This is a genomic window from Acinetobacter sp. YH12126, assembly GCF_013418745.1.
In the GTDB taxonomy this organism is placed as follows: domain Bacteria; phylum Pseudomonadota; class Gammaproteobacteria; order Pseudomonadales; family Moraxellaceae; genus Acinetobacter; species Acinetobacter amyesii.
In genome coordinates this window covers 1-15,426 of record NZ_VPBM01000004.1, presented here as the reverse complement: position 1 = coordinate 15,426, position 15,426 = coordinate 1, and the positions used below count along the sequence as shown (strand labels likewise).

At 39.6% G+C, this 15,426-nt stretch carries 13 protein-coding genes, 1 tRNA gene and 2 pseudogenes; 8 read left to right on the top strand and 8 right to left on the bottom strand.

From position 1 onward, the window contains the following. The first annotated feature begins 188 nt into the window (after nucleotides 1-188). From rlmE to FTU62_RS02460, 4 genes are all read left to right on the top strand, one after another. Nucleotides 189-839 (top strand): 23S rRNA (uridine(2552)-2'-O)-methyltransferase RlmE, encoded by a 651-nt coding sequence (rlmE, locus tag FTU62_RS02475; protein WP_078192159.1) that lies wholly within the window; start codon nucleotides 189-191, stop codon nucleotides 837-839. 136 nt (nucleotides 840-975) lie between these two features. Then, nucleotides 976-2,874, top strand: a complete 1,899-nt coding sequence (ftsH, locus tag FTU62_RS02470) for an ATP-dependent zinc metalloprotease FtsH (RefSeq protein WP_218948055.1) — start codon at nucleotides 976-978, stop codon at nucleotides 2,872-2,874. Between the two features lie 112 nt (nucleotides 2,875-2,986). Then, a complete protein-coding gene (gene folP, locus FTU62_RS02465; RefSeq protein ID WP_218948565.1) occupies nucleotides 2,987-3,841 on the top strand; it encodes a dihydropteroate synthase in 855 nt (284 codons plus the stop codon). An 87-nt stretch (nucleotides 3,842-3,928) separates the two neighbouring features. Continuing rightward, on the top strand, nucleotides 3,929-4,243 hold the full coding sequence (locus tag FTU62_RS02460) for a DUF5713 family protein (RefSeq protein ID WP_078191338.1): 315 nt from the start codon (nucleotides 3,929-3,931) through the stop codon (nucleotides 4,241-4,243). A gap of 61 nt (nucleotides 4,244-4,304) precedes the next feature. On the opposite strand, the gene FTU62_RS02455 is transcribed toward FTU62_RS02460, so the two are convergent. From FTU62_RS02455 to FTU62_RS02445, 3 genes are all read right to left on the bottom strand, one after another. Further along, entirely contained in the window at nucleotides 4,305-4,757 is a 453-nt protein-coding gene (locus FTU62_RS02455) for a hypothetical protein (protein ID WP_180101753.1), read from the bottom strand. Nucleotides 4,758-5,061: 304 nt separating this feature from the next. After that, nucleotides 5,062-5,147: transfer RNA gene (locus FTU62_RS02450), tRNA-Leu, on the bottom strand. A gap of 169 nt (nucleotides 5,148-5,316) precedes the next feature. After that, entirely contained in the window at nucleotides 5,317-6,051 is a 735-nt protein-coding gene (locus FTU62_RS02445) for a hypothetical protein (RefSeq protein WP_180101752.1), read from the bottom strand. Between the two features lie 196 nt (nucleotides 6,052-6,247). On the opposite strand from FTU62_RS02445, the gene FTU62_RS02440 reads away from it, so the two are divergent. Further along, entirely contained in the window at nucleotides 6,248-6,754 is a 507-nt protein-coding gene (locus FTU62_RS02440) for a hypothetical protein (protein WP_078191335.1), read from the top strand. A 97-nt stretch (nucleotides 6,755-6,851) separates the two neighbouring features. Here the strand turns inward: FTU62_RS02440 and FTU62_RS02435 are convergent, their stop codons facing one another. From FTU62_RS02435 to FTU62_RS02420, 4 genes are all read right to left on the bottom strand, one after another. Then, nucleotides 6,852-8,192 carry a CitMHS family transporter gene (locus FTU62_RS02435; protein ID WP_180101751.1) on the bottom strand — a complete coding sequence of 447 codons (1,341 nt, stop codon included), beginning with the start codon at nucleotides 8,190-8,192 and terminating at the stop codon, nucleotides 6,852-6,854. Between the two features lie 266 nt (nucleotides 8,193-8,458). Continuing rightward, complete coding sequence (locus tag FTU62_RS02430; RefSeq protein ID WP_180101750.1) at nucleotides 8,459-8,737, bottom strand: hypothetical protein; 279 nt, start codon at nucleotides 8,735-8,737, stop codon at nucleotides 8,459-8,461. Nucleotides 8,738-8,791: 54 nt separating this feature from the next. Beyond that, entirely contained in the window at nucleotides 8,792-10,120 is a 1,329-nt protein-coding gene (locus tag FTU62_RS02425; RefSeq protein WP_078192153.1) for a hemolysin family protein, read from the bottom strand. A 129-nt stretch (nucleotides 10,121-10,249) separates the two neighbouring features. Next, the gene (locus tag FTU62_RS02420) at nucleotides 10,250-11,242 is read right to left on the bottom strand and encodes a LysR family transcriptional regulator (RefSeq protein WP_078191331.1); all 993 of its coding nucleotides are present in this window, start codon (nucleotides 11,240-11,242) and stop codon (nucleotides 10,250-10,252) included. 684 nt (nucleotides 11,243-11,926) lie between these two features. Here FTU62_RS02420 and FTU62_RS02415 point away from each other — a divergent pair. Then, nucleotides 11,927-13,531: an isocitrate lyase gene (locus FTU62_RS02415; protein WP_078192152.1), complete on the top strand. Its 1,605-nt coding sequence runs from the start codon at nucleotides 11,927-11,929 to the stop codon at nucleotides 13,529-13,531. A gap of 140 nt (nucleotides 13,532-13,671) precedes the next feature. Here FTU62_RS02415 and FTU62_RS02410 read toward each other — a convergent pair whose 3' ends face one another. Then, nucleotides 13,672-14,046 carry a diacylglycerol kinase gene (locus FTU62_RS02410; protein WP_180101749.1) on the bottom strand — a complete coding sequence of 125 codons (375 nt, stop codon included), beginning with the start codon at nucleotides 14,044-14,046 and terminating at the stop codon, nucleotides 13,672-13,674. Nucleotides 14,047-14,307: 261 nt separating this feature from the next. Between FTU62_RS02410 and FTU62_RS02405 the strand changes: the two are divergent. After that, nucleotides 14,308-15,198 (top strand): annotated as a pseudogene (locus tag FTU62_RS02405) (MBL fold metallo-hydrolase); the annotation flags it as partial. 90 nt (nucleotides 15,199-15,288) lie between these two features. Next, nucleotides 15,289-15,426 (top strand): annotated as a pseudogene (locus tag FTU62_RS17320) (hypothetical protein); the annotation flags it as partial.

Here is a 15,426-nt window from a genome sequence, read left to right as displayed (position 1 = left end):
ACCTAATTTTAAAAACGACCTAGTATAGCAAAATCAAAGTTGAAGCGCTGTATTTAATCGGCATTTTCTCGATGAAGATTATTGAAAAAAACATGATTTAAGATGCTTTTTAGATACACATGTCTACTGCAAAAGTGCTGAATTTCACGTACAATCAAGACTGAGAAGTTTTTTTTATTTAGAGAGTTATGGCTACCCGCATTACTAACCAGAAATTATCCAAAAGTAGTCGTGACTGGATGCGTGAGCATCTTGATGACCCCTTTGTGAAAAAAGCACAAAAGGAAGGATATCGTGCGCGTGCCGCTTATAAATTGCTTGAAATTCAAGAAAAATACAAATTGATCAAGCCAGGCATGACCGTTGTCGACTTAGGTGCTGCACCAGGTAGTTGGTCGCAAATTGCCGGAAAACTTGTTGGCGACAAAGGTTTGGTGATTGCTTCTGATATTTTACCCATGGATGCTTTACCCGATGTGACCTTCTTGCAAGGTGACTTTCGTGAACAAGAAGTATTCGATGAATTGTTAAAAATTTTAGATGGACGTACTGTAGACGTTGTAATTTCAGATATGGCCCCCAATACATCAGGTAATAAGGCTGTAGATCAACCGCGTCAGATCTATCTTTGTGAATTAGCAATCGACTTTGCTCAAAAGGTTCTTGGACCAAATGGACAATTTGTTGTTAAAGTGTTCCAAGGTGTTGGATTTGATGAATACCGTAAGCAAGTTGTAGACACATTTGATGTGCTGAAAACAGCAAAACCGGCGGCTTCACGTGCTCGATCTAAAGAAGTGTTTTTAATCGGGCAGGGACGTAAGAAAGCTTTCAAGTAAAGTTTACTTGCCAACTCGTTAAAAATTGTGCATTTTGTACGTTTTTAAATTATTGCGAAGCTACTCTGCAGCGTAAGTATTAGAGTCACCCATGTAAATGGGATTGAACGAATTAGATAGAAATGGGAATAAAGCTTTGAGCGATCTTTTTAAGAATGCCGTGTTGTGGCTGGTTATCCTAGGCGTGCTGGTTTTAATCTTCAGCAACGTCAATGACCGCAATCAACCGACCGCGATGAACTATTCTGAGTTCGTGGCAGCCGTAAATGCGGGTCAGATTAAACAAGTCACCATTGATGGCGAAAGAATTCGTGGCGAAAAATCAAACGGTTCTGAGTTTGAAAGTATCCGTCCTGCGGTTCAAGATCCTGAACTTATGCCGAACCTGATCAAGAACAATGTTGTTGTTGAAGGTACAGCGCCACAGCGTCAAAGTATTTTGATGCAACTTCTGATTGCAAGTTTCCCTGTTCTTTTAATCATTCTGTTATTCATGTTCTTTATGCGCAACATGGGTGGTGGAGCTGGTGGTAAGAATGGCCCAATGAGTTTTGGTAAGTCAAAAGCAAAAATGCTGTCTGAAGACCAAATCAAAGTGACATTTACTGATGTTGCGGGCTGTGATGAAGCTAAACAAGAAGTTGTTGAAATCGTTGACTTCCTAAAAGATCCATCTAAGTTCAAACGACTTGGTGCAAGCATTCCGAAAGGCGTGCTCATGGTTGGTCCTCCGGGTACGGGTAAAACTTTACTTGCTAAAGCGATTGCGGGTGAAGCGAAAGTACCGTTCTTTAGTATTTCGGGTTCTGACTTTGTTGAAATGTTCGTGGGTGTGGGTGCGTCTCGTGTCCGTGATATGTTTGAACAAGCGAAGCGTCATGCACCATGTATCATTTTCATCGATGAGATCGATGCCGTTGGTCGTCACCGTGGTTCAGGTACAGGTGGTGGTAATGATGAGCGTGAGCAAACATTAAACCAAATGTTGGTTGAAATGGATGGTTTTGAAGGCAACGAAGGTATTATCGTCATTGCTGCAACAAACCGTGCTGACGTATTGGATAAAGCTTTACTTCGTCCAGGTCGTTTTGACCGTCAAGTGATGGTATCTCTACCGGATATTAAAGGTCGTGAGCAAATCCTGAATGTACATTTGAAAAAGTTACCTTCTGTGACTGGTGTAGATGTTAAAGTCTTGGCGCGTGGTACACCGGGCTTCTCGGGTGCTCAGTTGGCTAACCTTGTAAACGAAGCGGCACTGTTTGCTGCACGTCGTAACAAGAACACGGTCGATATGCATGACTTTGAAGATGCAAAAGACAAGCTTTACATGGGTCCTGAACGTAAATCGATGGTGATTCGTGAAGAAGAACGTCGTGCGACGGCTTATCATGAAGCTGGTCATGCGATTGTTGCTGAAATCTTGCCGGGTACAGACCCTGTGCATAAAGTGACAATTATGCCGCGTGGTTGGGCACTGGGTGTGACTTGGCAGTTGCCTGAACATGACCAAACCAGCCATTACAAAGACAAAATGTTGAATGAACTTTCAATTTTGTTTGGTGGTCGTATTGCAGAAGAAGTCTTCATTAACCAAATGTCGACTGGTGCTTCAAATGACTTTGAACGTGCAACGAAAATGGCACGAGCAATGGTTACTAAATACGGTATGTCCGATAAAATGGGCGTCATGGTTTACGAAGATGATTCACAGCAGTCATTCATGGGTGGTTTAGGAAGTCGTGTGATTTCTGAAGCAACGCAGCTTGAAGTTGACCGTGAAGTTCGCCGCATTTTAGATGAACAATATAAAGTTGCACGCGATATTCTTGAAAATAACAAAGATATCGCACATGCCATGGTGAAAGCATTGCTTGAATGGGAAACCATTGATCGTGATCAAATCCGTGACATTATGGAAGGTCGTGAACCTCAACCACCAAAAGTGTACATCGCTGAAAATCCAGTGATTGATGTTACACCAACGGATGGTCCAGATGTTCCACCACCATTACCGTCATTGCCAAAAGCATAAAATTTTAAAACCACCTTCGGGTGGTTTTTTTATATAAAAATAAATGCATGTGAGCGCAATGCTGAGCAAACTTAGCGTTAAAATAAGCGCAGCAAAATCTGGGATGTGTAATATGAAGTTGGTGTCTTTGCCTAATAAAATTTTAAACTGTGGTAATTTGCAATTAGATTTGTCAGAGCCACATGTGATGGGGATTTTAAATGTCACACCGGACTCTTTTAGTGATGGTGGCAAACATAATGGTAAAGACCAAGCTATAGCACATGCCTTACAAATGATTGCTGATGGCGCGACAGTGATTGATGTCGGTGGTGAGTCAACACGTCCAGGCGCATCTGTTGTTGAGGTTGAAGAGGAAATTCGACGGGTCGTACCCGTCGTTGAAGCCTTATCCAAACACAATGTGGTGATTTCTATTGATACCTCACAACCTGAGGTGATTGAGGCAGCGATTCAGGCAGGTGCGCATATCTGGAATGATGTACGTGCATTAACTCGGCCGAATGCCTTAGAAACCGCTGCAAAACTGGGTATTCCAGTGATCATTATGCATATGCGCGGCGAACCCACCACGATGAATAATCTAGATCAGTATCAAGATGTTGTGGCTGACGTCATCGATGAATTAAAGCAACGTGTGCAAGATGCATTAGATGCAGGTGTGCGTGCAGAAAATATTATGATTGATCCGGGTTTTGGTTTTGCTAAAAATGCGCAGCAAAACTTAAAGCTTTTACAGCAATTCTATCAATTGAATGACATGGGCTATCCGATCCTTTCGGCATTATCTCGTAAGCGTTTTATCGGTGAAGCACTTGGCGGTGCAGATGCACAAAATCGCGCTGTAGGCTCGGTTGCAGCGCATCTACTCAGCATTCAACAAGGTGCATGTATGGTTCGCGCACATGACGTCAAAGCGACGGTAGATGCGATACGTGTTTGGCAAGCCATGCAGAATGCAGACTGATTTGAAAATACTGAATCCCAATAAATTTGGTGAATTGTAGTATTTGTGTTATATAAGCGCCCTGAATGTTTTGTGATAGAGTTTCGTATGTTTGCAGATTTACTGCTACCCATGTTTGATGATGAATATTACCCAGATGTGTTGGTTGCAGAGGTGAAGTTATTGGTTGTTCAATTTGCGAAGAAAATTGCAAAAGCAGATCTAAGTTCAACTGATATCTACCATTTTGCCAATGAAACGGTTGCACAGCTCAATAAGATGAAACCTCAATTTGAAGATTTAGATTCGTCTTTGGATGATACGGCTGCAGATTATATTGCAGAAGCCATGATGATGGTGCTGCAAGATGAAGGTCATATGGATATTGAAATGGAAGAGTTGGTTGCTAACCGAGAATGGTAATTGAACTTTAAAAAAAGCCCTGTAGTGACAGGGCTTTTTTGTGTCTAGGGATTTAAACAATTCATTGGGCTTTGTCTATAAAATCTTTAAAGGATGATTTGATGGATGCTGATAGTTTTTGTTCTTCTTGCATGGCTTGTAGATGAATGGCGTAGAAATACGTTTGATGCTCTTTTTGTTTTAAGGATTGTTGATAAGACCAATATGCCAGTTGGCGAAGCTTTTGTAGTTTTACTCGTTCAATGGCGCTGCTTTCAGGTTTATAAAGTAATTCAGTAAATACACATAAAAAGAGACTGAAAAAAAGTCCACAGAGACTGATGAGGTTTAATACATCTGTTTGTAGATATTTAAAGTTAATAGCGAGGAAAAGTGTGAATCCGCCAAGGAGATACAGTTGTATTTGCAGACGCGGAACTGTGGACTTACTGCTAAAACGTGCTTGATAATGTGCATACCAGACATAGCAATAGATCAAAGGAAGAATAATCAATATACCAAGATTAGACGCCATGTTTGGGTCGTGAATTGAAAGTGCCGTTGAAAGTATATGCCTAAGTACTGCGCTGCCAAGTGAGATAAAAAGTATCAGGCAAAAGCTAAAGATTAAAACGGGTGCAGTGGGCGTTAGATTGATAATTTTGAATTGCGCAAACAGCAGCCGTTGATAAAAGGCATCGGGATGCTTGAGTTGTAGTGCAGGGAGATCAAAATCTGAAGGTATTGGCATTGAATAATAATAGATTTATAAATTTTAGGCATAAAAAAACCAGCAAATTGCTGGATCTTTTATTGCACCAATCTCAGAAGTATAAGAATGGTGCCCGAGGCCAGACTCGAACTGGCACGCTTTGTGGGCGGGGGATTTTAAATCCCCTGTGTCTACCGATTTCACCACTCGGGCATGTGCGCAATAATAGAGGACGAAATGAAGCTTGGCAAGTGTATTTGATGGTGTTTGTTTTAAAATCAATCAATTCATGCATATAAGTTGAAATTATTCAAAAATAGTGATGTATTGAATGATTTTTTGAGCAGTAATTGAAAGTTTTTTGCACTAAATCAATGCTAACTTATTTCATTAGCTCATCAAGATAATGTTCAACATTTTGATGTTTTAGCTTTTTACACAGCTGATTTTCCTGGTGCAGCATTTGTATGTGTAAATTTTGGAAATGGATAAAGCGCTCAGATAACTGTTTATGATTTGCTTGATTTGGATTACTGAGTGTCAAACGAAATTTGGCTTTAAGCATTTGTTTATACGACCAATAAGCAATACGACGTGTCTCTTGTAGAAAATAGTATTCTTGCGTGTTACTTCCACCTTTGAATAGATTTTCTTTATAAAAACGCACAAAGCCGAAACTCATGGCGAAAAAGAACAATACAGATTGAACGAAGGTGCTTTGTAAAAAGGCGATATTGAGTAATTGTAATAAAATCACGATCGCAAGTCTGAACGGCGTATTCTTCAAACTTTGATACAGGGACATTGAACTGTGTTTGATTTGCTTGATGACTAAGGGCACAACCAGCATGAAAAACAGCATAATACTCAGTACAGCAATACCATGAGCTCGAAACTCACTCATATCAGGAAAATACAGTTGCACTACATGACCAATACTCATGCTCAAAGAAATAAAAATCATCGCCGCCAAAACCCAAGGAATAAGTTCTTTGAGTTCGTCTAAAATGCCTTGAGTTTTCAGTTGGCTATAAAATAAATAATTATGTTTAAAGGCTGCTGGATATTGCTGTTTCAGTTGTTGAAGGTAAAGCGCAGCCTGTTTCTTTTGAGCCATATTGTGACGTTAGTATTAAAGCGTGAAAGTAATATAGTTGATTTCGATATTTTTGACAGAATTTTTTTTCTAAATCATGTTGTATATCTGAACATTATAAGAGAAAACGCAATTTCTATAGCGAAGATCGCAGTTTTCATGCTGCTTTTATGCGAAAATACATACTTATTGAATATTAAGTTTTTATAGGCAGTTTATGACTGATCACTCTCCTGAAACATTAAGCGATATCGAAATTCTAGACATTCTTCAGTCGATGAAATCAGATGTTTTAAATACTGAAGCAAATGAAGTGATTCGTAGTGGGGGAAAAGCTGGTCGTCAAGAAGCACACAAACAAGCTTTGGTGAAATTAAATCAAGCATTTGAAGATAAATTTGTTGAAGCTGTGACTTTGGCTTTAGGCTTAAATGAAGGCCAAAGTAAAAAAATCCGCTACAAAAAAGATCGTATCCGTATTTTGAAAGTTCGTGGTATCGATTATTTAGCGATTGATGGTGCTGAAACTGCACAAGTATTGTCGCAAGTTGCACAAGCGATTGTACGTGAAGACGCAACGGTGACTCATGACCTGCATAATATTTTCCCATTTTGGAAAGAAGGCTGGCCAATGGTGCAATTCGACAATGTCTATAAAATTTTAGAAGATGACATTCGTATTCATTATGAAGCAGTTCTAGAAGCATTAATTTCAAAGCATTAATCACTACAAATGAACCTGTGAGTGTAAAACACTGGCTAGTTCATTATTGTTAAGCATAAAAAAAGCACCTGATGGTGCTTTTTTTATCTTTAACTTTTTAAGTTAAGCTCGAATAAAACGGAAACATTCCAAAGATCAGACCTGCTGCTAACATGACAAAACACGTGATTACAGCCCAGATAATGGTAAATTTCTGATGTTGTCCAAACTCGATACCCGCAAGTCCACAGAGTAAATAGGTCGAAGGGACAAGTGGAGAGAGTAGGTGTACAGGTTGCCCTACGATGGAGGCACGTGCCATTTCTACAGGTGCAATTCCATAATGAGCTGCTGCATCTGAAAGAATTGGCAAAACCCCAAAATAGAAAGCATCATTCGACATAAAGAAAGTCATCGGCATACTGATGACAGCGGTAATCGGTGCTAAATAGGGACCCATACTTTCAGGGATAATTGCCACAAGTTGTTTGGACATGGCTTCTACCATGCCTGTTCCAGCTAAAATTCCGGTAAAAATACCTGCAGCAAAAATAATGCCGACCACGTTTAAAGCACTACCTGCATGATGTGCGATTAACTTTTTCTGCAAGTCGACATTTTTGTAGTTGACGACTAGCGCAATACATAAAGCCACAATGAATAAAATAGGCATAGGTAAAATACTAAAAACCAGACAAATCATCAGAACGACGGTTAACAGTGCATTAAACCAACGTAGATCTGCGCGGTTGGCTTCTGGATTATCTGAGATTTGAATGTTTTCACCATGGCTGATATCCAATTGGACAATTCCTAGACGCTTTCTTTCCATGCGACCATACATCGTTCCTAAGAAGTACAACCAGCCGATGGCAAATAACATCGGTAAAACCATCGGAACAAATACATCACTTTGGTCGACATGAAGCGCGCTGGCGGCGCGGGCAGTAGGCCCACCCCAAGGTGTAAGATTCATAATTCCACTAGAGAGCATAATCAAACATGCCATAATCAATGGGCTCATACCTAAGCGCTTATAGAGTGGCAGCATGGCAGCAACACAGATCATATAGGTTGTAGAACCATCTCCATCCAAAGAGACAATTAACGTCAGGGTAATGGTTCCAAGAACGACTTTTAAGGGATCACCTTTGACCATTTTTAAAATAAATTTCACCGAAGGGTCGAACAAACCTGTATCAATCATGATGGCAAAATACAGAATCGCAAAAAGCAGCATGATGCCAGTTGGTGCAAGTTTTTTTACACCTTCAATCATCATGTCGCCAATTTCATTTATTTGTATGTGTGACAAGCTGTCAAAATAAAAACCAAGTAACCACGCAATCAAGGCAAAAAGTAGGGGAATTAAAGTCAGTGCGACAAGTGGGCTTAAGTGTTTCGACATGATCAAATACATAAAGCACAAGATCATGCCCAAACCGAGTACGGTTAACATGGTTCATTCCTTTGAAATATAAAGCTGTTTTTAAATCCAAGGGCAGAGCATAAAGAGAAATTTCATCAGTCAAAACAAAGGTGAGAAAATGTGAAATACATCACTATTTTGATGAAAAATAGTCATTAATAATGAAGGTATTAGGGAAGCGGGATTTTTTGATTTATTTTAATTTTTATTCAAAAAAACTGGTCTGTTTACATATATTCAACATCTGTAGAGAACTGTAAGTGCGGGTAGATCCAGTTTGATCACAATAAGTGCGCCTAAGCAAAAATAGACAGTAGCGTCCGAATCGGCCAACTAAAAAATCGGAACCAAAAAATTAAGGGATTATAAAAGAACAGACCAAAACGCATGGTTTCGTCATATTGTTGTCGACCGCGTTCATAAGAATAAGGCGTTAAAAACCAAGCAGTGACGATCAGTGCAACACCGAGCAATAGAAATAAAGGTTGTGGATGAGCTTTGAAAAAATAATAGACTAAATAAGCCCCAGTATAAAAACTAAAGCAAGTCAAAATCGCTTTAAGTGAAAAAGACATCTTCGTATTTCATCGTATTTATATTTTATTATTTTAGAAAAAAGAAGAATCGAATTAATCCGATTCTTCTGGTGTATCAAGTTCAGTTTCAGCCTGTTGTAAGCGGGTCACTAATAATTGGTCAATTTTAAAGTGGTCTACATCCACAACTTCAAATTTGTAGCCATGATAAGTAACAAAGTCAGCTGGACGTGGAATTTTACGCAGTTTAAACATCATAAAGCCCGCAAGGGTTTCATAGTTTTCTTCATCCGGCATTTCATCTAAAGCGAGTGCATGTTTTAAATCTTCGATTGGTGTACTGCCATCGATGAGCCAAGAATCCGCATCACGTTTAATAATTTGTTGCTCTGCTTCAATCGGTGTTACCCAGTCGCCCATCACGGTAATCATAATGTCGGAGAGGGTAATAACGCCGACAACCAACGCATATTCGTTAATTACAACGGCAAATTTTTCTTTGGTTGAGCGGAAGCGATCGAGTAACTCGGACAGTGTTAAGGTATCTGGAATCGTGAGAACATTACGAATAGTATTTTCGTTGAGTTGTAAAAGTGACTGATTGTTGAGGATTCGCACCAAAATATCTTTGGCATCCACATAGCCAATTACGTCATCAATATTTTCACTACAGACCAAAAACTTCGAATATGGAAATTCAGCGAGTTTTTGACGAATACTGGCTTCAGATTCTTTGAGGGTAAAGTACACCACGTTTTCACGTGTGGTCATACTTGAAGGGACGTTACGTTCTTCCAGCTCAAATACGTTTTCAATAAAGTGGTGTTCTTGCTTTTGAAGTACACCAGCTTGAGCACCGGCATCCATCACGGCTGAAATGTCGTCAAAGGTAATATTGTCATCACGTGTTGTATTCACTTTGAATAAACGAAATAACAAATTGGCAATGGCATTAATCACCCACGCCATTGGCTTACACACTTTAATAAAGATTTGAATCGGGTCAACAACAGCAACGGCAATTTTTTCAGGTGCGATCATCGCCAAACGTTTTGGCATCAAATCAGCAAATAGAATGAATAAGGATGTGACTAAAGTAAACGACAGGGTGAAACCGATAGTTTCAGTCCACGGGCCCTGATAAAAACGAGTGACTAAGCTAATGAAGTAAGGACGAAAAGCACCTTCACCCAAAATACCGCCAAGAATTGCCACAGCATTTAAGCCAATTTGTGATGCGGCGAAAAAGTCTGCTGAGTTGGCTTGTAAGTCAAGCACACGTTGTGCACGTGAATCTCCAGATTCAGCCAAAATTTTAAGTTTTACTTTTCGTGCACCCGCAAGGGCAATTTCTGTTAATGAAAGAAAACCCGCACCGACGATCAGGAGAATAATAATGACAATATTTTGGAAAAGGCTCACGAATACACCTGTTTGTGATTCATTCTATTTTTCTGTATTTCTAACACAAAAATGGGCAAGGTAGTAGTCTTAACTACTACCTATATAGTGACAGTATACGTTTGAATTAATAAGGAATTAAAGAATTAATTACTGATACTGTGAAAACTGAGAGTTATTCATTAAGTATTCGCGGTTTTCTTCTTCAATCATTTGACGTGCAACATACAATATAAGTTGACGTAACCAGCGATGAGCAGGGTGATGATGAAGTAATGGACACCAAGCCATTTTTAATTCAAATTCAGGAATATAGAATGGTGGATCGCGAAGTAATAGGTTTTGACTTTTGGCTTGAAGGCGAGCGATACGGCTTGGCAGAGTCGCAACCAAATCAACATTCGAGGCCAATAAGCCAGGCATTTGATAATGACGAGTAAAAACTGAAATTTTACGTTTTTGGCCAATACGTTCTAGAGCCTGATCAATCCAACCTAGACCCGCTTGTTTTTCAGGATTGACACCAAAACCGACACCCATACCTGTTTTAGATACCCAAATGTGTTGTGCATCTAGATAGCTCTTCAGGTTTAAATTATTTGCAGCAGGATGCTTGGCATTTAAAAGGCATGAAAAACTGTCACGCCAAACCAAAACTTGGTGGAAACTTTGCGGAATTTCATTAAAGCGGTTAATCGCCAAGTCGACTTTACCTTGTTCCATATCTCGATAAGACACATCACTAGGCGTTAAAAAATCGAGAACCACATTGGGTGCTTCTGAGCGCAAAGCTTTTACTAGGCGCGGCACCAGTGTTGCTTCAGCATAATCTGAAGTCATGATGCGGAAGACACGATTTGAGGTGTAAGGGCGGAACTCGGTACGGGGTTCCAAAATCATCGAAAGGTCAGAAAGTGCATCACGGATACGTGGCTGTAATTCAAGCGCACGCTCTGTAGGTGTCATACCTTCTGAAGAACGAATAAGAAGTGGATCATTAAATAAGTTGCGTAGACGACGTAAAATATTACTCATCGCGGGCTGAGTTACACCCAGTTGCTCGGCAGCACGAGTCACATTTTTTTCACGAAGAAGTACATCAAGATAAATTAATAGATTGAGATCGACCCGCTCCAGATTCATAAAATAAATACCGACAATAAAATCATGAAATTTATCTGATTATGCCATAACTACTAAGGCTTGTGTAAAAAATGGATGAAAAAATGACGTGTACTTTTGTACTAAAATTCAGCAGTTTTAAGACAAATTTGCTGAAGTCGTAGCACATACTTCTTAAATACTTATTACCTGTTTAGACCGATATTTTTAAAGTGAATGAAATAAAAATACGGAGCAATTTTGTTTATGTGATGCGATGTTCATAAAACAAAAAAATTAGATGAAATATCTCATTTGCATGATCATTTGAAGACAGAATAACCAAGTATTTAGCTCGGTAAATTTGGGCAAAAATGGCGTAAAAAATGCTGTTTTTTTTAAAAGTGAATGCTCAGTCGACTTAAGTCTAATGAAGAATAATTCATCAAAATGTTTGAAAAACAGACAAAAAAATTAGAAAAATATATTAATAAAAGTATTTAAATACAAATACTTATAAATATTGGTTAATTATTATAATACGACTTTAATCTACATATTTTTTAAATAAATACTGAAAATTAATGCAGAATATTGGATTAATTTTTTTAGTCAATCTACTCTGTGTCTATCGCAACGAAGTGTTCTAAATCTGAACAATCATTCGAGGGTATGATTTTAGCCTTACGTTGCAGAAAAATCCTAATATTATTACAGGAACATATCATGTCTACATACTTAACAGCGATTGATGCAATCCGTGAATTAAAAGCAAAATTCGGAAGCACTTGGCGCGATATTAGCCCAGAAGATGCTGCACGTATGCAAATGCAAAACCGTTTCAAAACTGGTTTAGACATTGCGAAATATACAGCTGCAATTATGCGTCGTGATATGGCTGCTTATGATGCTGATTCTAGCAAATACACTCAATCATTAGGTTGCTGGCACGGTTTTATCGCACAACAAAAAATGATTGCGAACAAAAAATACTTCGGTACAACTGAACGTCGTTATATCTACCTTTCTGGTTGGATGGTTGCAGCTCTTCGTTCAGAATTCGGTCCACTTCCTGACCAATCTATGCACGAAAAAACTTCAGTTCCTGCATTGATCGAAGAAATCTACACTTTCCTTCGCCAAGCTGATGCGAAAGAATTAAACGACTTATTCCGTGCGCTTAAAAAAGCAAACGAAGCTGGTGATACTGCTAAAGCTGCAGAAATTACTGCTCAAATCGACAACTTCCAAACTCACGTTGTGCCAATTATTGCGGACATCGACGCTGGTTTCGGTAACGAAGAAGCGACTTACTTACTAGCTAAGAAAATGATCGAAGCGGGTGCTTGTGCACTACAAATCGAAAACCAAGTATCTGACGCTAAACAATGTGGTCACCAAGCTGGTAAAGTTACAGTTCCACACGAAGACTTCATCGCGAAAATCCACGCTCTTCGCTATGCATTCTTAGAAATGGGTCTTGATGACGGTATCATCGTTGCTCGTACTGACTCTGAAGGCGCTGACTTGACTCAAAAAATCCCAGTGGTTAAAGAGCCAGGCGACATCGCTTCTCAATACATCAGCTACTTAGACACAACTGAAATTGACATTTCAGAAGCTCAAGAAGACGAAATCCTAATCAAGCGTAACGGTAAACTTCACCGTCCAAAACGTCTTGCTTCTGGCTTGTACCAGTTCCGTCCAGACACGCAAATCGACCGCGTTGTACTTGACTGTGTATCTAGCCTTCAAAATGGTGCTGACCTTCTTTGGATCGAAACTGCGACTCCAAACGTTGAAGAAATTGCTCACATGGTTAACCGTGTACGTGAAGTTGTTCCAAATGCGAAACTTGTTTATAACAACTCTCCATCATTCAACTGGACGTTAAACTTCCGTCAACAAGCGTACGATCGTTGGGTTGCTGAAGGTAAAGACGTATCTGCATACGACCGCGCTAAATTAATGAGCGCTGAGTACGATAACTCTGAATTAGCTGCTGAAGCTGACGAAAAAGTTCGTACATTCCAAGCAGATGCTTCTCGTGAAGCGGGTGTGTTCCATCACTTAATTACACTTCCGACTTACCACACAGCTGCGCTTTCTACACATGAACTTGCTCAAGGTTACTTCGGTTCTGAAGGAATGTTGGCTTATGTTGCTGGCGTACAACGTAAAGAAATCCGCGGTGGTATTGCATGTGTGAAACACCAAGCAATGGCTGGTTCAGACATCGGTGACGACCACAAAGAAATCTTCGCTGGTGACAACGCGCTTAAAGCGGGTGACGATGCGAAAAACACAATGAACCAATTCGCTGCTCACTAAGCATTGAACTGATTCGAAAAAAAGCCCAGCGAAAGCTGGGTTTTTTTATGGCTTTAAAATCTTCTTAAATTCATTTATTGAAGTGTGTCGATATAAAAAAGCAGGGCATAACCCTGCAAATATAATGAGACACCCTTTATTTAAGGCCAAAGGATAATTAACCAAGTAAAAAAAATAATTGCTAAAGCGACAAATTGAGCTGCACTTCCCATATCTTTGGCAATTTTAGAAAGTGGATGCTTGTCTAAAGATACCCGGTCGACCACGGCTTCAATAGCAGAATTGAATAACTCAACAATTAAGGCAAATAAACACACCACTACCATAAGGACATGTTCAACACGACTCACATCGAGTAAGCAACTGGTGGGAATAAGCACAATATTCATCCAGACAATTTGTCGAAATGCAGCTTCATTTTGATAAGCAGCTTTGAATCCGTCGAGGGAATATTGCGTTGCATTAAAAATTCGTTTAAGTCCAGATTTACCTTTAAACGGGGAAATTTCACTCATAGTACTGTACAGACGTATAGATTTAAAAACTGGCGAAAATATAGCATGCCAAGCTTAAAGTTTTCTTGCATTCAGCTTTTATTTTATTAGGCTTAAAAGTTTAGGATGATTTACATATGCCTGTATCAAGTTAGTGCTATGTTTATCCAGTATGAGACTTAAAATTTGCCTGAATTTCAGGCACAATACAGACGTTTAAAATTTTTAATTTTGAAGCATTTGCTTCATTGCATGAAATAATAAAATTGATATAGGTCAACAATGAAAAACTTTAGTTTTGCTGTGCTTGCAGCAACACTTTTAACCAGCCAGTTTGTCAGTGCAGAGCCGGCATTTATTCAAACGGAAATCAAAACGAATGTGACTCAGCCCGTGGGATTTTATTCTTTCCAAGTGGGTGCGTATAAAGTCATTGCTTTAAAAGATGGGACACTCGAATTAAGTCCTGATTTGTTTAAACAAAACTTAACTCAAGAAGAAGTCAGTGCCTTATTTCAAAAGCTTGCGGTTGATCAGAGCAAAGGTATACAAACCAGTGTCAATGCCTACCTGATTGATGATGGACAAGGCGGCATCAGTCTTGTCGATAGTGGTGCAGCTAGTTGTTTTGGTCCGAACTTAGGTTCTATTGCACAAAACATTGAAGCAGCTGGCTATAAGCTTAATCGTGTACGCAGTGTATTCTTAACCCATTTACATCCAGATCATGCATGTGGCATTGCGAAACAAGGCAAAGCCGTGTTTCCAAATGCAACGGTTTACGTCAATGAACAAGAAAGTCAGTATTGGTTAAGTGAAAACACCGTTGACACTTTAGCTGCCGAAAAACGTGAAGGTTATTTAGCAACTGTTGCAAAAATTAAAGCTGCGATTGCGCCTTATCAGACCATGCGGAGTTTTAAGACTTTTAGCGTTGGTTCTGTGATTAATGGATTAGAAGTACTACCGAGTGTTGGGCATACACCAGGGCATTATTCTTTTATCTTAAAGTCGCAAGCTAAAAGTTTTGCTATCCTCGGTGATGTGGTTCATTCCTATCATTTACAGTTTGAACAACCCAAGTTATCTGTTGATTTTGATGTCGATCCGGTCAAAGCCAGTGAAACTCGTTTAGCAATTTTTAAACGTTTTGCTCAAGAGCAAACCTTCGTTGCATTTGCACATTTACCATTTCCGGGTATTGGTAAAATTAGTGAAATGAATGATGGTCAGTTCCGTTGGAACCCGCTAAATTTAGCTCCGACAGCTCCGACAGCTCCGACAGCTCCGACAGCTCCGACAGCTCCGACAGCTCCGACAGCTCCGACAGCTCCGACAGCTCCGACAGCTCCGACAGCTCCGACAGCTCCGACAGCTCCGACAGCTCCGACAGCTCCGACA